This window comes from Bradyrhizobium cenepequi, assembly GCF_020329485.1.
GTDB classification, from domain to species: domain Bacteria; phylum Pseudomonadota; class Alphaproteobacteria; order Rhizobiales; family Xanthobacteraceae; genus Bradyrhizobium; species Bradyrhizobium cenepequi.
The window spans coordinates 56,949-76,036 of sequence record NZ_JAGKJI010000029.1 but is presented as its reverse complement, the minus strand read 5'-3'; the positions used below and the strand labels follow the sequence as shown (position 1 = coordinate 76,036).

The window sequence follows — 19,088 nt, the reverse complement described above, 5'->3', positions numbered from 1 at the left end:
TCCAAACAAGAGGGATAGAGACGAAACGCGTCGAAGATGCGCCGTTCGGCTCTAGGTGTGGAATATGGCTTTCAAGGAATTCGGCAACTACGATGCGGTGGGCCTCGCCGAGCTGGTCCGCAACAAAGAGGTCACTGCGCGCGAATTGCTCGACGAGGCGATCGACCGCACGACCAAGGTTGATCCCGAGATCAACGCCGTTGTCGTCAAGCACTACAACTATGCCGAGCAACAGATCGAGAGGGGGTTACCGGACGGACCGTTCACGGGGGTACCATTCCTTCTGAAAGACCTCGATCTCCTGCAGGGAACCCGCACAACCTCGGGTGCCAGCGTCAATCGGGATTTTGTTGCCGATCACAGCAGCACCCTCACCCGGCGCTTCCTCGACGCCGGCGTGACCATTTTCGGCAAGACCTCGAGCCCGGAATTCGGGCTGATGCCGACCACGGAGACTCGCCTGTTCGGGCCCACCCGCAATCCCTGGAACCTCGCGCATTCCTCGGGCGGGTCCTCCGGCGGCGCCGCTGCCGTTGTCGCCGCACGCATCCTGCCCGTGGCGCATGCCAGCGACGGCGGCGGCTCGATCCGCATCCCTGCTTCCGCCTGCGGCGTGTTCGGCATGAAGCCAAGCCGGGCCCGCAACCCGGTCGGTCCCGATCGCGGCGAGGGCTGGAGCGGCTTTTCGACCGCGCATGTCGTCAGCATCAGCGTGCGCGACAGCGCCGTGATGATGGACGCGATCCATGGTCCGGAGCCGTGGAGCCTCTATGTCGCGCCGCCGCCGGTGCGGCCATTCTCACAGGAGGTCGGCCGCGACCCCGGCAAGCTTCGCGTCTCCTTCACGGACAAATCGCCCTATGGGGATGCGATCGACCCGGAGGTCGCCGCGGCCGTTCGCGACACCGCAATACTGCTCGCCGACCTCGGCCATCACGTCGAGGAGCGCTCCCCCATCCTTCCCGCCGACCCCACCGTCGTGATGACCGCCATCGTGAGCGCGAACACGGCAGTCGCGGTGCGCACCATCGAGCAACGCATCGGTCGCGCAGTGACACGTGACGATCTTGAAATGCTGTCGCTCGCAAGCGCCCACAATGCGCAGACCATCGCGTCTGCGGACTACATCGCCATGCAGCTCGCGGCGTTCCAGATCTCGCGCAGCCTTGCGATCTTCTTCGAGGGCTGCGACGTGTTCTTAAGTCCAACGCTGTGCACGCCACCGATCCGGCTTGGCGAGATCAACACCATGTCCGAGGACCTGTCGCATATCGGGCCGATCCTGCGGCGCTATATGCCGGGTACCTCGATGTTCAACATGTCCGGACAGCCCGCGATGTCGGTGCCGCTCGCCTGGAGCAAGGACGGCCTGCCGCTCGGCATGATGTTTGCGGCCAAGCTTGGCGACGAGGCAACGCTGTTCCGCCTGGCCGGCCAGCTCGAGCAGGCGCAGCCCTGGAAGGACAAGCGCCCACCAGTATGCGCGTAGGGGAAAAGCTGCCACGGGGCCAAATCTCAGCCTCATTCCGGGTTGAGTAAATGGGAAGCGTCGGCAGCCATCTTTGCCAACCAACTTCCAAGGAAAAAGATTTTGAGCCAGAGCGATCCTACTGACAATGCGCTTGCGGCCATCGCCAGCATTTTGGACGAGCAGCAAGCGCCGCCACCGATCGAGAAGCCGCAGGCCGAGCCGGAGACCGTCGAAGACACGCCCGCGAGGCCTCCGCCGCTGGAGGCGAATGGCTATTCCAAGGTCGGCCCTGGCCCGATGGCCGCCCTCCGCTTCAAGTGGACGGTGCGTGAGCAGGATGGCCAGTACTATGTCGACGAGACCATCGGCGAGAATTCGAAGGCCATGGTGAGCGGCCCGATGGATCGGGAGGCCGCGATCAAGTTCGTCGACGACCGCGAGGCCGACGCACATCAGCGCTTCGAGGTCTTGAAGCAGGAAATGTCCAGCCGTGCCGCTGTCGCCAGCCTGGTCCGCGAGGAAGGCGGCGAGATCTAACTTCGCAGCTACGCCGGTCTTGGCGGCCCCAGGAAGTCCTTCTTAACGAGATCAACGCCGGCGTGCCGCAGGATGTCGTAGGCGGTTGTAACGTGAAAGAAGAATTGCGGTACGCTGAAGCTCAGCAGCAGCGATCGTCCGGTGAATTTGCGCTGCGCGCCGCTCTTGAACGTGAACACCACCTCCTTGTCGCCGGCCTCGTCGATCGCAGCACGCGGCAGGCTTTGGACGAAATCGATCGCGGCCGCGATCCTGCGCTTGAGTTCGTCAAGATCAGGTTCGATATCGCTGAATCTGATTGGCTCCTGCCCGGCGAGCAGCGCGCAGCAGGCGATCGCATGACGGTTGGCTTCCCCGACCTGCTGTCTGAAACTGTACATGTTCGGATAGAGCCGCATGCCGAGCAGCACGGCAGGATCGATGTTTCGTGCGTAGGCGGAGGCGTGATCGAGCAGCCCGGAAAGATTGCCAAGATACGGCACGAATACGCCGACCGATGCTTCGTAAACCGAGATTGTCACGATTTTACTTCCTTTGACTGGTTCGACGCGCACATCTCATCTAAAGCCGTTGCAACAAATTAGCATCGAAGCAATCGATGGAGGAAAGATTGATGTTGCGGGCATTCGTCGGCCTTGCGGCCGCCATGCTGATGATGGCTCCCGCCCATGCCCAGCAAGGGGCGCCGTCCCGGCTCGACAACATCATCCGGCGCGGCACGCTGCGGGTCGGCATGACCGGCGATTACGCGCCGTTCAGCTTTGTCGACAAGACGACTTCCGCCTTCAGGGGATTCGATGTCGACATGGCGGAAGCGCTTGGCAAGGCGCTCGGCGTCAAGGTGGAATATGTCAAGACAGCCTGGCCACAGATGACGAACGATTTGGAAGCCGATCGCTTCGACATTGCGATGGGTGGCGTCTCGATCACGCTCGATCGCCAGAAGAAGGGGTTCTTCTCGATCCCCGTCATGCGCGAAGGCAAGACGCCGATCACGCGCTGCACGGACGTCAACAAGTACCAGACGGTCGCCGAGATCGACCATGCCGGCACGCGCGTCATCGTCAATCCCGGCGGCACCAATGAGCGCTTCGCGCGGGCGCATATGAAGAACGCCAAGATCAAGGTCTTCAACGACAACACCAGGATTTTTGACGAGATCGTCAAGGGCGATGCCGACCTGATGATGACGGATGCGTCCGAGACGCGCTACCAGCAGAAACAGCATCCCGGCGTGCTCTGCGCTGTGCATCCCGATCAGCCGTTCGACTTTGCCGAAAAGGCCTACTGGCTGCAGCGCGACGTCACGCTGAAGTTCTTCGTGGATCAATGGCTGGACATCGCGATGAAGGACGGCACGTTCAAACGCATCTATGCCGCCTGGTTCGAATGATCCGACCGGCGGCAAAAGCCAGGAAAATTGACCACCTGACGAGCTCTAACTAGACTGGCGGCCAGCCGTTTGAACCAAAGCCGCTAGTACACGACTTACGTTTTGAAAGTGATCCAGGTCACGTTGCATCAGGTTGCTGATGTGTAGTTTCGCTGACCGGGGATTCCTGCTCAGGAGGTCATCATGAAGAAGCTTCTGGCTATCGCTGCGCTTTTGCTTGCGAGCACTGCAGCGCACGCCCAGTACACCTTCGAATATGGCGGCCGCACCATCCGCATCGACCCCGATCGCGGCACCGTCTCGATCCCCGGCGTCTACGATAATACCGGCCACAAGTCCAAGCGCGCCAAGAGCGAGGAAGGCACTCGCAAGCAGAAGTCGAACCAGGAAGCCAAGACCGATTCACAATCCGCGCCAGCTCCGGCGCCCGGTCCTGCTGCGCCGCCTGCGGCAGCGACCTCCACCGAAGCCACAACGGCCGCCGTCGCGCCGAGTAATGGCGCGGGTATGCCTCAGACCTCACCGCCCAGCCCGCCAGCGCCGCAGAGCCAGCAGACCGCGGTGCCCGCCTCGCCTCCTTCGCCTCCACCTCAAGCGCCAGCCCCGACAGTCGCGACAGCCGCTCCGGCGCCAGTCGCGAAGCCTGTGACGCCCGCGGCGGCAGCGCAGGCCAATTCCCCAATCGGGATGTGGCTTACAGAGGAGAAGGAAGGTCAAGTCCGCATTGAGCAGTGCGGCACCAATCTCTGCGGCTATGCCGTCGACAAGACGTCGAACCAGAACGGCGAGCAGGTCCTGATCAACATGAAGCCCGGCAAGGACAAATGGAGCGGCCGCATCCTCGATCCGAACACCGGCAGTACCTATGACTCCACGATCGCGCTGAAGGGCTCCGACACGCTGCGCGTGCAGGGCTGCGCCTTCGGCGGCATGTTCTGCGGCGGCCAGACCTGGACGCGGGTGAACTGAGCTTCGCCGCCTGGTGGCGTGGACGGAGCGCAGCGCATTGAAGGAGCGCTGCGCGATTATCCAGTTGGAGAACTAGCCGACCTTCGCGTTATACTGCTCGTCGGTGACATGCTCCATCCAGTTCGAATAGACGCCGTCGAGCGCTTCTTGCATTGCGATGTGTGTCATAGCGTTGGTTGGCGAAGCGCCATGCCAATGCCTTTCATTCGGCGGAATCCAGACCACGTCGCCGGGCCTGATCTCCCTGACAGGACCGCCCTCGGCCTGGACCCGGCCGATGCCCGAGATCACGTAGAGCGTCTGGCCGAGCGGATGGGTGTGCCAGGCGGTGCGCGCGCCCGGCTCGAAGGAGACGCGCGAAGAGTTCAGCCGCGCCGGCCCTGGCGCCATGATGACGGGATCCTGCAGCACCGTGCCGGTGAAATATTCGGCCGGCCCGCGACGGGTCGGCCGCATGCCAGCGATATGGATTTCCATAGGCTTACCTCGCTCTTTTGAAGTTATTTCTTGCTCGCGGCGTAGCGCGCCTTGGTCTCGGCATTCATCGGATAGAGGCCCGGCAGTTGCGCGCCATTGTTCACCTCATTGACGATCCAGGCCTCCATCCGTTCCTGCTCCGGCCCTTCGGCCAGCACTTGGTCGAGGAAGGCCTGCGGGATCAGCACCGCGCCGTCCTGATCGGCGACCACGACGTCGTTCGGGAACACCGCCACCCCGCCGCAGCCGATCGGCTCGCCCCAGCCGACGAAAGTCAATCCGGCGACGGATGGCGGCGCGGCAAAGCCGTTGCACCACACCGGCAGTCCCGTGCCGAGCACGCCCTCGACGTCGCGCACCACGCCATCGGTGATCAGCGCGCTCACGCCACGCTTCATCATCCGCGCGCAGAGGATGTCGCCGAAGATTCCTGCGTCGCTGACGCCCATGGCATCGACCACGGCAATACAGCCTTCCGGCATCGCCTCGATCGCGGTGCGGGTCGAGATCGGAGACGACCAGGATTCCGGCGTCGCCAGATCCTCGCGCGCCGGCACGAAGCGCAGCGTGAAGGCGGGTCCGACCAGCCGTTTCTGGCCCGGCCTGAGCGGCTTGGTGCCGCGCATCCAGACGTTACGCAGCCCCTTCTTGAGCAGGACCGTGGTGATGGTGGCGGTGGACACGTGCGACAGCGTCGCGATGGCTTCTGCAGTCAGGGACATCTTGAAAGATCGGCTCCGGTGGGAATGATTTGGCGCGCGCATCTTGCGAGCCGCAGCACTCGCGTCAAGGGCGAGAATACAAGACCGATTACGCTATCTTATCGCCAGCCCGTGGTTTAATTTATTGAAGTTGTTTGGTGATTTTTCACAGGCCGAATTCCACTTCGCTCTGAAACACGCTAGCTTGATGCGCGATGAGCAATGACGCCATGGCCGCGAGCCAAGCCCCCCCACGCCTATTGCCGAGTGGCGACAGCGCTATCACGGTGGAATTCAGCCGTGACATCGATGACGCCGCCAACCGGCGGGTGCTGGCGCTCGATCGCAACCTTGCCGCGGTGCCGGTCGCCGGCGTGACCGAAACCGTTCCGACCTATCGTTCGCTGCTCGTGCACTATGACCCTGTCCATATCGGCTTCGAAGCGTTGGGGGAACAATTACTCGGACTGGCGCAGCGCCCCGATCCGGCCGCCGCAAGAACGCGGCGCTGGCGCATCCCCGTGGCGTACGGGGGCGAACATGGCATCGACCTCGAGGACGTCGCCAAGACCCTCAACGCGACGCCCGACGAAATCGTAAGACGCCATGTCGCCGGCGATTACCGCGTCGCCATGATTGGTTTCACCCCCGGCTGGTCCTATCTCAGCGGCCTGGACAAGTTCCTGCACTTGCCGCGCCGCCAGAGTCCACGTGTGCTGACGCCTGCCGGCACGATTTCGATCGGCGGCGTACAGACCGGGATCCAGTGCATCGCCGGACCCAGCGGCTGGCACCTGCTCGGCCGCACCCCGGTTCGCACTTACCAGCTTCACCGCGATCCGATCTTCCTGCTCGAGCCGGGCGACACCGTCAGCTTCACGCCGGTTGACGCCAAGACCTTCGCCGAGCAGGACCGCGCCGCCGAAGCCGGCGAGTTCGTCGCCGAACTGGTCGCCGCATGAGCAAGCTCATCGTCTCCTCGATCGGTCCGGCGAGTTCCGTGCAGGACGGCGGCCGTCCGGGCTCGCAACGCTATGGTCTGACGCCGAGCGGGGCAATGGATCGCCTCTCGCTGGCGATCGCGAATACGCTGGTCGGCAATGAGCCGTTCGCCGCTGCCGTGGAGATCGGTCCGTTTGGCGCGGCCTTCACCGCGCACTGCGGCGCGGTACGTATTGCGCTCTCAGGCGCCTCGCGCAGCGCTGACATCGCCGGACGACCCGTGGCGTTTGATAGCTCCGCAACCCTGGCCGATGGCGAGACGCTGACGCTCGGCTTCGCCAAGGGCGGCGCGTTCAGCTACCTCGCGATCGAGGGCGGGATTGCAGGGGAGCCGATGTTCGGCAGTCTCGCCGTGAACGCACGCGCGGGCCTCGGCAGCCCCTATCCACGCCCACTCCAGAGCGGCGATGAACTGCAGGTACAATCCGCCAGCGGCGCGGCCGAGCGGCGGATCGAATTGCCCGAACAACCGGACGCGCCGATCCGCATCCTGTTCGGTCCGCAGGACGACGAATTCTCCGAGGACAGCAAAAAACTGTTCCTGGACAGCGAGTGGAAGGTTTCCGCGACCAGCGACCGCATGGGCTACCGGCTCGAGGGTCCGGTGATCAAGCATCTGCACGGTCACAACATCGTCTCCGATGGCACCGTGAACGGCAGCATCCAGGTGCCCGGCAACGGCCAGCCGATCGTGCTGATGCCGGACCGCGGCACCAGCGGCGGCTATCCCAAGATCGCGACGGTAATCACCGCCGATTTTGGCCGCTTTGCCCAGATTTCTGCGGGCCGCGCGTTCCGCTTCAAGGCGGTCACCATGGCCGAAGCGCAAGCCGAGGCTCGAAAATTTGCCGAACTGTTGCACACCCTGCCCGACCGGCTGCGGCCGCTCGAAAGCCTTGATCTCAACCTTGAAGCGCTGAGCGCGGCCAATGTTGCGGGGCACGCCGTCAATGCCGTTGACGCCGCCACATGGCAGGTCGCGGAATCAGCGACTAGTTAGCCAAGAACCACCCACGCAAAGCGGGACAGCACCATGACAACAACGATCGACCTCAACTGCGATCTCGGCGAAAGCTTCGGCCCGTGGGAGATGGGCAACGATGCCGCGATGATCGAGCTGGCGACCTCCGTCAACATCGCCTGCGGTTTCCATGCCGGCGACGCCGACATCATGCGCCGCACCGTGGATCTGGCAAAGGCGCGCCGCGTGAGCATCGGCGCCCATCCGGGCTATCGCGATCTGCATGGCTTTGGCCGCCGGCCGGTTCCCGGCCTGAAATCATCCGAGATCGAAAACCTCGTCGCCTACCAGATCGGCGCGCTGCAGGCGATCGCGACCGCGGCCGGCCACAAGGTCACCCACGTGAAGGCGCATGGCGCGCTCTCCAATGTCGCCTGCGAAGACGACATGACGGCGAAAGCGATCGCGAGCGCGATCAAGGCGGTCGATCCGAACCTGATCTTCGTCGTGCTCGCCAACTCGAAGCTGGTGCGCGCCGGCGAGGAAGCCAATCTCCGCCTAGCGCATGAAGTGTTCGCCGACCGCGCCTATGAGGACGACGGCAATCTGGTCTCGCGCAAGAAGCCGGGGGCGGTGCTGCACGATCCCAAGGCGATCGCCGATCGCGTGGTGCGGATGGTGCAGGACGGCGCGGTGGTTTCGGTCACCGGCAAGGTGATCAAGATGCGCACCGATACGGTCTGCATCCACGGCGACACGCCCGGGGCTGTCGAAATCGCGCGTGGCGTGCGGCAGGCGTTGAAGAATGCCGGGATCACGGTCGCGCCGTTCAAGACAGCGCAGTAATCCGCCCACAATTTCCGCGCATCAAAACGGATGGACGGACAGCGTGCCGAACACGATCGCCGCGATGACGGCGAATGCGCTGTAGAGCGCAATGATGTGGAAACCCGTCCCCGATTTCCGTGACGTGCTGCGCGTATAAAGATGCAGGCGGGTTTCCGCCGATAGTTCGCGCATCGTCGATCTCCAATGCAACATCCGCAGCATATGGAATGGCGTTCGTGGTCGAACGCAAGACGATCGGAAAAATAGCGATGTGGGCGCTTCCAGCCAGTTCCCTTGAAGGGAAAACTTCTCCGCCTCGCGATCGGAGAAGAATATTATTCGCTCGAATTTGGGCCGGATTTGCCGCTCAGTAGACGTCGAGCTGGAACCTGCTCTTCTTCTTGAGGTCGGCGACGAAGGCGATCGCCTCATCCACCGAGCGGGCGCCGAACTGGGCGACAATGTCAACCAGCGCGCGTTCGACATCCTTGGCCATGCGCTTGGCGTCGCCGCAGACATAGACGTGCGCGCCTTCCGCAAGCCAGGTCCAGAGCTCGCGGCCGACCTCGCGCATGCGGTCCTGCACATAGAACTTCTTCTCGCCGTCGCGCGACCAGGCAAGCGACAGTCGCGTGAGCAGGCCTGCCGTCTTCATCGCATTGAGCTCGTCGGCATAGAAGAAATCGCAGTCGCTACGCTGATGGCCGAAGAACAGCCAGTTCTTGCCAGGCGCGCCGGTAGCGCGGCGATCGAGCAGGAAGGCGCGGAACGGTGCGATCCCGGTGCCCGGTCCGATCATGATGATCGGCGTCTTGGCATCCTGCGGCAGCGCGAATCCGTGCGCCTTCTGCACATAGACCTTCAGCTCGTCGCCCGGATTGACGCGCTCAGCCAGGAAGGTTGAGGCCAGCCCAAGCCGCTGGCGCTTGTTGATGACGTAGCGCACGCAGTCGACCGTTAGCGACAATTTCCCGGGTGTCGCGTTGTGTGACGAGGAGATCGAATACAGCCGCGGCTGCAGCGGCTCCAGCGCCTCGACGAAGGCTTCCGGATGCGGCCGCACCTTCGGGAATTTCTGCAGTACCGCCATCACGTCGAGCGTCGCGGCATCGCCGTCGGGATCCTCGCCTTGCGCCAGCGCCCGCGCCTTCTCGCGCTGCGCACCGCCGGTCAGATAGGTGATCAGCTCGAACAGGGAGTCCGGCGCCGGGCACAGCAAGACATCATTGAGCAGGACGTCGCGCAGGGTCTTGCCGCGAACTTCGGTCATGTGCGACGCGCCGAGCAGCGCGATGATCTGGTCGACCAGGCCGAGGTCGTTCTTCGCAAAGATGCCGAATGAATCGCCCACGACATAATCGAGCCCGCAGCCGGAGAGATCGAACTCGATATGCCAGGTCTCCTTCTCGGAGCCGGATTTGTTGAGCAGTCGCCGCGAGACAAACTTTGCGGGCACTGGATTGTCGCGCGAGCGCCCGGGTTCGGCGGCGGGCATTGTGGCCGCAGGCGCGGGCGCCGCAGCCGCCGGTGGCGCTGATGGCGCCTTGTCGAGTTCCTCATAGAGCGACTTCAGCATCCGCGCGGTTTCCTTGCCGCCGGGGGCGCAGAGGTTGATCCGCGCTTCGCTCTTGTTGGCGATCGCTTCCGAATAGTCATGGCAGTTGTAGCCGCACTGCCCGCAATCCTGCTGCGCCATCGCCGCCATCATGCGCCGCCGCAGCGGCCGCCCCTCGGCGAGTTTCATGCGCTCCGCGATCGGCATCATCTGGTCATGCCAAGGCGCTTCGCCATCATCGCCATCGCCGGCAGGGCCTTGCATAACGGCCGCTCCCTGCTCCGCCGACAGCGGCGTCGCAGCGTCAGGCGACAGGAGTCCCGCAAAGAAGCCGTTGAGCCAGGAGCGCTGCGCGTCGGAGAACGGCGCGCTGGCGGGAATGATGTCGAGCTTCGGTGGAGGCGTGATCTGGTTCATGCGGATGCCTCGGCAAGCTGGCGCAGCGTCTCGCCATCATGGCGGCGCGCGAAGGAAAGGAAGGATTCGTCTGATGATGAGCGGTGCGCCAGATAGGCCTTCAGGAGCTTCTCGACCGTCTTCGGCGCGTCCTCTGCCTTGAGGTCGTGATAGACCTCCTGCCCAACATCGGCGTCGGGGCCGAAGCCGCCGCCGGTGAAGAGATGATAACCCTCAACCGGATCGGTATCCTCGCCGACATCCACTTTCGCTGCGATCAGGCCGATGTCGCTGATATAGTGCTGGGCGCAGGAATGATGGCAGCCGGTGACATGGATGTTGACCGGCTTGTCCATGGCAACACGCGGCTCGCACCAGTCGCCGATCTCGGCAGCATGGCGCTTGGTATTCGATGCGGCGAAGCGGCAGCCGGCATTGCCGGTGCAGGCAATCAACCCCGCGCGGATGTGCGAGGCCTCGACCGCGAGCCCCATCGTCTTGATCGCGGCGATCGCGAGTTCAACATTCTCGTCGCGCACGCCTGATATCAGCAGGTTCTGCCAGACCGTCAGGCGGATCTCGCCGTCGCCGAGATCGCGGGCGATCTTGGCCAGTCCACGCATCTGCTTGCAGGTGATCTTGCCGAGCGGCAGCGACACGCCGATCCAGTTCAGTCCCTCCTGCTTCTGCTTGTGGACGCCGATATGCGCCATGCGGTCCGTCGGAGGCCGCGGCGCCAGTGCTTCGCCCGGCACGCGGCTGAAGGGTTTCTTCAGCCGCTCCTCGACGAGCTTCAGGAACTGGTCGTGACCGATCCCATCAAGAACATATTTCAGCCGCGCCTTGTTGCGGTTGGTGCGGTCACCGAGATCGATGAAGACGCGGACGATGGCGTCCGCCACCTTCGTCGCCTCCTCCGGCTTGACAATGATGTCCGAGTATTTTGCAAAATCCTTGTGTCCGGTGATGCCGCCGAGCCCGAGCCGGAACCAGACGCCGGGCTCCACGCCGAATCCCTCCTGCACTTCTACCGCCGTGAAGGCGATGTCGTTGGTCTCTTCCAGCACCGCGATCCTTCCGCCGCCATCGAAGGCGACGTTGAACTTGCGCGGCAGGCCGTAGAGCGAGCGGTCGTTGAGAATGTGGTAGTGCCACTCGCGCGCGTAAGCGCGTGTGTCCAACAATTCCTGCGGGTCGATGCCCGCGGTCGGTGTGCCCGTGACGTTGCGGATATTGTCCGCGCCGGAGCCGCGCGAGCACAGGCCTAGATCCTGGATGCCCTCAATCAGTTTCACCGCATTCTTGGGCGGGATCTCGCGCACCTGCAAATTTGCGCGCGTTGTGACGTGGCAGTACGGGCCGCAGAGTTCTTCGGCGAGATCGGCAAGGCCAGTGAACTGCCAGTGCTTCAGGATGCCGTTTGGAATGCGCAACCGGCACATATACGAATCCTGCGCCGGAGCGACGTAGAACAGGCCGAAATAACGCCAGCGGAAATTATCAGCGGGCGACGGTGGCGCATTGTCGAGCGCCTGTTGCTTCAAGCGCGGATAGGCATCGAAGGGATGCTCGTCGCGTTTGAATTTTTCCTGGTCGACGAGCTTCTTGCCTGACGCGACGACCTTGTCCTGTGCCTTGATATGCGTGGCATCCGGACCCGTCGGCTCGGCATTGGCTTTGGCCGCGCTCCCGCCAAGCCCGCGGCCGACCCGGCTGATCTGCAGGCCAGTGGCAAAGCCTTCGAGGTAACGTTTCTGCTCGTCGGTGAAGTCGACTGAGAGCGGCTCGATTTTCATGGTCTGCGACGAAGCTCCTGCGGCCACGGCGAGTGGCGTCAACGGCGTGGAAAGCGACCGCTCGGAACCCGGCTTGGCCTAGGACTGCCTTGCTTGATCCCTGGGAGCGGTCCGATCAGCTTCGTTGCTGCGGAAATCCATCTTGGACGTGAGCCAGCAGACATCTGCGACAGGCTGGCTGCACTGCAACATTCAACTTACGTGCCAGACGTCGCCGAAGAAAATATCGCGCTATTTCAGTGTATTAGACGAGCAGCCTGGAAACCCGGAGGTAAGCCTCGTTGCGAATTTTCGAGCAGCCCGCTCAAAACTTAGCCAACTTGTGGCAACTGCCTAAGATCGCAGCGCCAGTTTCACGGCTTCCAGTGACCGATCTTGAACGCGGCTAGATGCCCACGAATATCGTCGGGATCGAAGGGCGGCCCGGCGAAAGCGCCGATCGCCTGGGGCGCATCAGCGGGTGCCGGATGATGCCCCACGGCCGCGTCGTAGAGACCGGGCCGGAACACGTCCATGGCCGTCTTCAGGGCGTCCGGCTTCATCGCCGCCTGCCCCCACCGCACCATCTGCGCATAGAGCCACGCGGCCTGCGCTGGATCGGGCCGCGCCACGCCCTGCCGGCCCACCAGCAGGTAACGCTCGCTTTCGCGCTTGGCGCCGTCGGGCGAGATCTTGAGCCGGCCGTCAAGCGTGCGCTGGATCACCTCGGCGTCGACGCCGATCCGCTCCGGCTGCGCCAGGATCGCGGCGGCTTCGGCACGGTTGTCCGGCTGCTCGATGAACTCGGCGGCGCGCAGATGCGCCCGCACCAATGCGGCGACCATGTCCGGGCTCTTCTCCGCCCAATTCTGCCTGATCGCCAGCACCTTCTCGGCCGCGGCGACCAGGATGTCGGAAACGAAATGCAGGATGTGGCCGATGCCAAGATCGACCGCGATCGAGTTCCAGGGCGCGCCGACGCAGAACGCATCGACATGGCCGTTGGCCAGGCTGTCGACCATGTAAGGCGGCGGCAGCACCACGAGCCGCACGTCCTCGTCGGGGTCGACGCCGCCCGCCGCCATCCAGAACCGCAACTGGTAATTGTGGGTCGAGAACGGAAACGTCATGCCGAAGATCAGCGGCTCGGCTCCGCTCTTGCGCCGCTTGGCAACCACGCGCGAAAGCGCAAGCGCTGTCGCCATTGGATCGAAACGGTCGCCGTCGATCTCCTTCATGATGTCAGCATGCAGCGACGGCGAGACCGTGATCGCGTTGCCGTTGAGGCCGAGATTGAAGGGCGCCACGATCGGCACCTTGACGTGGCCGAGGCCCAGGCTGGACGCGATCGCGACCGGCGCCAGCAGATGCGCGGCATCGAACAGGCCGATATTGAGCTTGTCGCGGACGTTCGACCACGACACTTCCCGCACCAGGGTGATGTCGAGCCCCTCGGCGGCGGCAAAGCCCTTGTCGGCGGCGACGATCAGTGCGGCGGCGTCGACCAGCGGAATGAAACCGATCCGAAGCGGTGTGGTCATTTGAGCAACTCCGACGCGGTCAGGATCGACTGCGCGATCTCGCCGATTTTCTTTTTTTCGCGCATCGCCGTGGAGCGCAGCAGCACATAGGCCTCGTCTTCGGTGAGGCCCTTCAATTTCATCAGGATGCCCTTGGCGCGGTCGATCACCTTGCGCTCTTCCAGCGCGTGCTTGGCGCGGTCCAGTTCGTCCTGCAGCCGCGCGAATGCGTTGAAGCGGGACACGCAGAGGTCGAGGATCGGCTTGATACGCTCCTTTTTCAGGCCGTCGACGATATAGGCCGACACACCTGCCTCGACGGAGGCCTCGATCGAGGCGGCGTCGCTCTGGTCGACGAACATGGCGATCGGCCGGCGCACCGCCCGGCTGACCTGGAACATCTGTTCCAGCACGTCGCGGCTGGGGTTCTCCAGGTCGATCACGATGATGTCGGGGTCGACGGCATAGATCCGCGCCAGCAGGCTGTGCATCTCGCTGATATGCACAACGCTGGTATAACCCGCCTCCCGGAGGCCTTCCTCCAGGATCGCGGCGCGGATCGGGCTTTCATCGACGATGACGATTTTCGGAGACGACTCGGCGGCCATCGCTTACTCGTGTTCTCTGAAGCTATCCATAGCACGACGGAAGCCAGCTCAAAGCCTTGTAATTGTGGGCAATTGGGACTAACTCCTGCCAATCAATCAGGCAGATTTGACTATGCAACAGGCGGCCGCGCCAAAAATCAGCTTTGTCTCGCTGGGATGTCCGAAGGCCTTGGTGGATTCCGAGCGGATCATCACGCGCCTGCGTGCCGAAGGCTATGAACTCGCGCGCAAGCACGACGGCGCCGATGTCGTGATCGTCAACACCTGCGGCTTCCTCGACAGCGCCAAGGAGGAATCACTCTCGGCGATCGGCGAGGCCATGGCCGAGAACGGCAAGGTGATCGTGACCGGCTGCATGGGCGCGGAACCCGAGCAGATCGAGAGCGCCTATCCCGGCGTGCTCTCGATCACGGGGCCGCAGCAATATGAGAGCGTGCTCGACGCCGTGCACCGCGCGCTGCCGCCGGTGCACAACCCGCACCTCGACCTGGTGCCGCCCCAGGGCGTCAAGCTGACGCCGCGCCACTACGCCTATCTGAAGATCTCCGAGGGCTGCAACAACCGCTGCACCTTCTGCATCATTCCGAAACTGCGCGGCGACCTGGTGTCGCGGCCCGCCAACGACGTGCTGCGCGAGGCCGAGCGGCTGGTGAAGGCCGGCGTGAAGGAACTGCTGGTCATCTCGCAGGATACGTCGGCCTATGGCGTCGACCTGAAATATGCCGAGAGCCCATGGCAGGATCGCGCGGTGCGCGCCAAATTCTTCGATCTCGCAAAGGAACTCGGCGAACTCGGCGCCTGGGTGCGGCTGCAATATGTCTACCCCTACCCGCATGTCGACGAGGTGATCGGGCTGATGACCGAGGGCAAGGTCCTGCCCTATCTCGACATCCCCTTCCAGCATGCGAGCCCGGATGTCCTCAAAGCCATGAAGCGGCCCGCCGCGCAGGACAAGACGCTGGCGCGGATCAAGCAATGGCGCGAACAGTGCCCGGAGCTCACCCTGCGCTCGACCTTCATCGTCGGCTTCCCCGGCGAGACCGATTCCGATTTTGCGTACCTGCTCGATTGGCTCGAGGAAGCCGAGATCGACCGCGTCGGCTGTTTCAAATACGAGCCTGTTGCCGGGGCCAGCTCGAACGCGCTTCCCGGCGCCGTGCCGGATGAGATCAAGCAGGAGCGCTACAACGCGCTGATGGCCCGCCAGCAGAAGATCTCCGCGCGCCAGCTGAAGCGCAAGGTCGGCACGCGCCAGCAGGTCATCATCGACGAAGTCGGCCCAACGGTGGCACGAGGCCGCTCGAAGGCCGATGCGCCGGAGATTGACGGCGCGGTCTATCTCGTAAGCCGCCGACCGCTCAAGGTCGGCGAGATCGTCACCGCGAAGATCGAGCGCTCGGACGAATACGACCTGCACGGCAGCGTCGCCGGATTCTGAGCCGCCTCCGTAGCGCCAGTCGTTGCGGCCATTTCGGACGTTTTGATCCAGCGCAATGCCGGTCCGACGTCCGCCAAACGATATTCAAAATTCAGAGAATCCTACCGCTACCGTCGCGGCAGGGAATGGCGTCGCTTTCGCAGTCTGCGAACGCGCTTTTGCGCGCCTCAATCACCGATACGTACTACATATTGTAACAACTTTAAGATGTTATGCTTCGTTCACGGACTCGCCGTATGGCTCACGTACCTTCCAATCTAAGGGGTGAATGATGAGCCGCTTCTCGGACACACTGCGCACGCAACGTTGGGACGATTACCGCTACTATCACCAGAGCCGCATCAATCAGACGCTGCACCTGATCAGCGCCGTCATATTCCTGGTCTGCTATGGGCTATTGTTCACCGATCCTGCGCTGGCCGGCCTCGTGGGCTGGCTTGCGATGTTGACGCGGCAGACCGGGCACTTCTTTTTCGAACCCAACGGCTACGACGCCGTGAACAAGGTCTCAAACGAATACAAGGAAGCGATCAAGGTCGGCTACAATCAGAGCCGCAAGATCGTCCTGCTCGTTGTCTGGGGCCTCGCGCCGGTCACGCTGTTCGCCTTTCCGACGCTGTTCGGCCTGTTCTCGCCGCCGGCCACCAGGCTCGATTTCGTCCGTCATGTCGGCGCCGTCTGGCTCGTGATCGGCATCGCCGGCGGGCTCGCGCGCATGGTGCAACTGTTCGTCATCACGGACGTGCCGACGGGGCTGATATGGGTATGCAAGGTCCTGACCGATCCATTCCACAACATCGCGCTGTACTACAAATCGCCGCTTGCCCTGCTCCGCGGCGAGTTGATCGACACGTCCATCGCCGACGCCGATTGGGGCGAGGAGGACACTGAAGAGGCGCCGCGCGCGACTTGACATTCCCTGCCCTTGGGCTGTATGGCCCATCGCCATGAAGCTGAACCGGACCAACCGCCGCGCCACTTTCCGTCGTCGCACCCGCGACGATGATGGGTTGCGCCATGTCCGACGCCAGCGCTGACTAGCTAGTTCAGCCGAGGTTTTCGAGAAGGCCGCACCCCAAAAGTGCGGCCTTCTTGCTTTTCCGCCTGCCTTTTGATCCCAACCAATCAAGGAGCCTGACATGCCCAACGCCATCCATCCGTATCATGCGCTGATGGACATCACCGCGCGCCCGAAGACCGTGTTTGTCCGCGGCGAAGGCTCCTACCTCTGGAATGATAGTGGCAAGCGCTATCTCGATTTCGTGCAGGGCTGGGCGGTCAACAGTCTCGGTCATTCGCCGCCTGCGGTCGCGGAAGCACTCGCCGCACAGGCCAAGTGTCTCCTGACCCCGAGCCCGGCCTTCTACAACGAACCGAGCCTCAAGCTTGCCAATGCACTCGTCGAGAAGAGCTGCTTCGACCAGGTGTTCTTCGCCAACTCCGGCGCGGAAGCCAATGAAGGCGCGATCAAGCTCGCGCGCAAATATGGGACAAAACACAGAAACGGCGCCTTCGAGATCATCACCTTCGAGGGCGGTTTTCACGGCCGTACGCTGGCGACCATGTCAGCCTCCGGCAAGAAGGCGTTCGAACCCCTGTTCGAACCGAAAGTGCCGGGTTTCCGCAAAGCGCGGCTCAATGACATCGCATCGGTGAAGGAGTTGATTTCATCGAACACCGTTGGCGTGATGCTGGAGCCGATCCAGGGCGAGGCCGGCGTCTGGCCCGCGACCGATCAATTCCTGAAAGAACTGCGCGCGCTGACCAGCGAGCACGGCCTGCTCCTGATCGTCGACGAGATCCAGACCGGCATAGGCCGCACCGGAAAGCTCTTCCACCACGAGCATGCCGGGATTGCGCCTGACATCATGGCGCTCGGCAAAGGCATCGGCAGCGGCGTGCCGCTCGCCGCCCTGCTTGCGACCGAACGCGCGGCCTGCTTCGAGCATGGCGACCAGGGCGGCACCTTTAACGGCAATCCGCTGATGTGCGCGGCGGGGCTTGCCGTGCTCGAGGAGGTCAGCAAACCGGAATTCCTGAAGTCCGTCGCCGACACCGGCTTGTTCCTGGAGAGCGAGTTGCAGCGGCTCTCGGCCCGGCACGGCCTCGGCGACATCAGAGGCCGTGGACTGCTCCTGGCGCTCGATCTGAAACTGCCGATCGGCGCCGCGATCGTGGCGCAGGCGTTCTCGAAGGGCCTGTTGATCAACTCGCCGCAACCCGACGCGCTGCGCTTCATGCCCGCGCTCAACGTGTCGCGGGCTGAGATCGCCGAGATGATCGAGGGCTTGGACGCGATCCTGACGCAAGCAGGTGCTGCGCGTCGGGTGGCGTAACCGTCTCGCCGTCATTGCGAGGAGCGAAGCGACGAAGCAATCCGTTCTGTCCGCACGTGGGGAGGGATGGATTGCTTCGCGGAGCCTGTCATCGGGCGGCGCTGCGCGCCGACCCGGTGGCTAGCAATGACGGATTACGGCCTCAGGATCGACGCCCCCGTGGTCGCGCGGCTCTCCAGATCGATATGCGCACGCGCGGCATCCTTCAACGCGTAAGCATGATTGATCGGGACGTGCAGCTTGCCGTTGATCACGGCGGCAAAGAGCGTGTCGGCGCCTTCGAGCAATTCATTGCGGGTGGCGACATAGTCGTTGAGCTTCGGCCGGGTCGCAAACAGCGAGCCGTGATTGTTGAGTTCGGCGAGCGCGAACGGCGGCACTGGGCCGGACGCGTTGCCGAAGCTCACGAACAGGCCGCGCGGCTTCAGGCACGACAGTGAGCCCGGGAAGGTGGTCTTGCCGACGCCGTCATAGACGACGTCGCAGAGCTCGCCGCGGCTGATCTGCTTCACCCGCGCGACAAAATCCTCCTCATTGTAAAGGATGACGTGATCGCAGCCGTTGGCGAGCGCGAGATCGGCCTTCGCCTTCGAGCCGACGGTGCCGATCACGTGGGCGCCCATCGCGCGGGCCCATTGGCAGGCGAGCAATCCGATGCCGCCGGCGGCCGCATGAATCAGTACACGGTGGTGCGGCTCCACCTTGAAGGTCTTGTGCAGGAGATACCAGACCGTCAGCCCCTTCAGCATCAGCACCGCGCCCTGCTCATAGGTGATGTGGTCGGGCAGCTTCACCACCTTGTCGGCGGGGATGACGCGCTCGGTGGTATAGCCGCCGAGATTGAAATAATAGGCTACGCGGTCGCCGGGATGGAAATTGGTCACGCCGGGACCGACCGCAACCACCTCGCCTGCCGCCTCGTTACCGGCGATGAAGGGAAGGCCGGGCGCCTTGTAGAGGCCGGTGCGGAAATAGACGTCGATGAAATTGAGCCCGATCGCGTGCTGGCGAATCCGCACCTCGCCCGCCGCCGGCGCCGGCACCTCGACACCCTCGTAAGTGAGGACTTCCGGGCCTCCCACCTTGTGCACGCGCACGGCCTTGGTCATGTCGGGCTCTCC

19 protein-coding genes are annotated in these 19,088 nt (G+C 63.4%); 10 read left to right on the top strand and 9 right to left on the bottom strand.

Annotated elements, in window-relative coordinates; genetic code table 11:
• Positions 1 to 64: 64 nt before the first annotated feature.
• The gene (locus J6497_RS26410; protein ID WP_225707206.1) at positions 65 to 1,489 is read left to right on the top strand and encodes an amidase; all 1,425 of its coding nucleotides are present in this window, start codon (positions 65 to 67) and stop codon (positions 1,487 to 1,489) included.
• A 102-nt stretch (positions 1,490 to 1,591) separates the two neighbouring features.
• Positions 1,592 to 2,008: a hypothetical protein gene (locus J6497_RS26405; RefSeq protein WP_225707205.1), complete on the top strand. Its 417-nt coding sequence runs from the start codon at positions 1,592 to 1,594 to the stop codon at positions 2,006 to 2,008.
• A gap of 8 nt (positions 2,009 to 2,016) precedes the next feature.
• Here the strand turns inward: J6497_RS26405 and J6497_RS26400 are convergent, their stop codons facing one another.
• The gene (locus tag J6497_RS26400) at positions 2,017 to 2,529 is read right to left on the bottom strand and encodes a DUF1993 domain-containing protein (RefSeq protein ID WP_225707204.1); all 513 of its coding nucleotides are present in this window, start codon (positions 2,527 to 2,529) and stop codon (positions 2,017 to 2,019) included.
• 92 nt (positions 2,530 to 2,621) lie between these two features.
• Between J6497_RS26400 and J6497_RS26395 the strand changes: the two genes are divergently transcribed.
• A complete protein-coding gene (locus J6497_RS26395) occupies positions 2,622 to 3,401 on the top strand; it encodes a transporter substrate-binding domain-containing protein (protein WP_225707203.1) in 780 nt (259 codons plus the stop codon).
• 183 nt (positions 3,402 to 3,584) lie between these two features.
• Positions 3,585 to 4,370, top strand: a complete 786-nt coding sequence (locus tag J6497_RS26390) for a DUF2147 domain-containing protein (RefSeq protein ID WP_225707202.1) — start codon at positions 3,585 to 3,587, stop codon at positions 4,368 to 4,370.
• 72 nt (positions 4,371 to 4,442) lie between these two features.
• On the opposite strand, the gene J6497_RS26385 is transcribed toward J6497_RS26390, so the two are convergent.
• Together J6497_RS26385 and J6497_RS26380 are read right to left on the bottom strand one after the other, a co-directional pair.
• Complete coding sequence (locus tag J6497_RS26385; RefSeq protein ID WP_225707201.1) at positions 4,443 to 4,847, bottom strand: (R)-mandelonitrile lyase; 405 nt, start codon at positions 4,845 to 4,847, stop codon at positions 4,443 to 4,445.
• A 23-nt stretch (positions 4,848 to 4,870) separates the two neighbouring features.
• On the bottom strand, positions 4,871 to 5,569 hold the full coding sequence (locus J6497_RS26380) for a ribonuclease activity regulator RraA (RefSeq protein ID WP_225707200.1): 699 nt from the start codon (positions 5,567 to 5,569) through the stop codon (positions 4,871 to 4,873).
• Positions 5,570 to 5,778: 209 nt separating this feature from the next.
• On the opposite strand from J6497_RS26380, the gene pxpB reads away from it, so the two are divergent.
• The 3 genes from pxpB to J6497_RS26365 are packed head-to-tail and all read left to right on the top strand — an operon-like array spanning position 5,779 to position 8,357.
• Positions 5,779 to 6,510, top strand: a complete 732-nt coding sequence (gene pxpB / locus J6497_RS26375) for a 5-oxoprolinase subunit PxpB (protein WP_225707199.1) — start codon at positions 5,779 to 5,781, stop codon at positions 6,508 to 6,510.
• A complete protein-coding gene (locus J6497_RS26370) occupies positions 6,507 to 7,550 on the top strand; it encodes a 5-oxoprolinase subunit C family protein (protein WP_225707198.1) in 1,044 nt (347 codons plus the stop codon). Before pxpB ends, J6497_RS26370 begins: the two co-directional genes overlap by 4 nt.
• A 33-nt stretch (positions 7,551 to 7,583) precedes the next feature.
• Entirely contained in the window at positions 7,584 to 8,357 is a 774-nt protein-coding gene (locus J6497_RS26365) for a LamB/YcsF family protein (RefSeq protein ID WP_225707197.1), read from the top strand.
• A 21-nt stretch (positions 8,358 to 8,378) separates the two neighbouring features.
• Here J6497_RS26365 and J6497_RS26360 read toward each other — a convergent pair whose 3' ends face one another.
• From J6497_RS26360 to J6497_RS26340, 5 genes are all read right to left on the bottom strand, one after another.
• Positions 8,379 to 8,531 carry a hypothetical protein gene (locus J6497_RS26360; RefSeq protein ID WP_225707196.1) on the bottom strand — a complete coding sequence of 51 codons (153 nt, stop codon included), beginning with the start codon at positions 8,529 to 8,531 and terminating at the stop codon, positions 8,379 to 8,381.
• A gap of 175 nt (positions 8,532 to 8,706) precedes the next feature.
• On the bottom strand, positions 8,707 to 10,311 hold the full coding sequence (locus tag J6497_RS26355) for a sulfite reductase subunit alpha (protein WP_225707195.1): 1,605 nt from the start codon (positions 10,309 to 10,311) through the stop codon (positions 8,707 to 8,709).
• Positions 10,308 to 12,086 carry a NirA family protein gene (locus J6497_RS26350; RefSeq protein ID WP_225707194.1) on the bottom strand — a complete coding sequence of 593 codons (1,779 nt, stop codon included), beginning with the start codon at positions 12,084 to 12,086 and terminating at the stop codon, positions 10,308 to 10,310. The genes J6497_RS26355 and J6497_RS26350 overlap by 4 nt, the downstream gene beginning before the upstream one ends.
• Before the next feature lie 353 nt (positions 12,087 to 12,439).
• A complete protein-coding gene (locus tag J6497_RS26345) occupies positions 12,440 to 13,606 on the bottom strand; it encodes a CmpA/NrtA family ABC transporter substrate-binding protein (protein WP_225707193.1) in 1,167 nt (388 codons plus the stop codon).
• Positions 13,603 to 14,193 (bottom strand): ANTAR domain-containing response regulator, encoded by a 591-nt coding sequence (locus J6497_RS26340; protein WP_225707192.1) that lies wholly within the window; start codon positions 14,191 to 14,193, stop codon positions 13,603 to 13,605. The genes J6497_RS26345 and J6497_RS26340 overlap by 4 nt, the downstream gene beginning before the upstream one ends.
• A gap of 112 nt (positions 14,194 to 14,305) precedes the next feature.
• On the opposite strand from J6497_RS26340, the gene rimO reads away from it, so the two are divergent.
• The 3 genes from rimO (at position 14,306) to J6497_RS26325 (ending at position 17,967) form a co-directional block, all read left to right on the top strand.
• Complete coding sequence (gene rimO, locus J6497_RS26335) at positions 14,306 to 15,631, top strand: 30S ribosomal protein S12 methylthiotransferase RimO (protein ID WP_225707191.1); 1,326 nt, start codon at positions 14,306 to 14,308, stop codon at positions 15,629 to 15,631.
• A gap of 271 nt (positions 15,632 to 15,902) precedes the next feature.
• Positions 15,903 to 16,544 carry a DUF962 domain-containing protein gene (locus J6497_RS26330; protein ID WP_225707190.1) on the top strand — a complete coding sequence of 214 codons (642 nt, stop codon included), beginning with the start codon at positions 15,903 to 15,905 and terminating at the stop codon, positions 16,542 to 16,544.
• A 226-nt stretch (positions 16,545 to 16,770) separates the two neighbouring features.
• Positions 16,771 to 17,967, top strand: a complete 1,197-nt coding sequence (locus J6497_RS26325; RefSeq protein ID WP_225707189.1) for an acetylornithine transaminase — start codon at positions 16,771 to 16,773, stop codon at positions 17,965 to 17,967.
• 134 nt (positions 17,968 to 18,101) lie between these two features.
• Here J6497_RS26325 and J6497_RS26320 read toward each other — a convergent pair whose 3' ends face one another.
• Positions 18,102 to 19,076: a quinone oxidoreductase family protein gene (locus J6497_RS26320; protein ID WP_225707188.1), complete on the bottom strand. Its 975-nt coding sequence runs from the start codon at positions 19,074 to 19,076 to the stop codon at positions 18,102 to 18,104.
• Between the last annotated feature and the right edge of the window lie 12 nt (positions 19,077 to 19,088).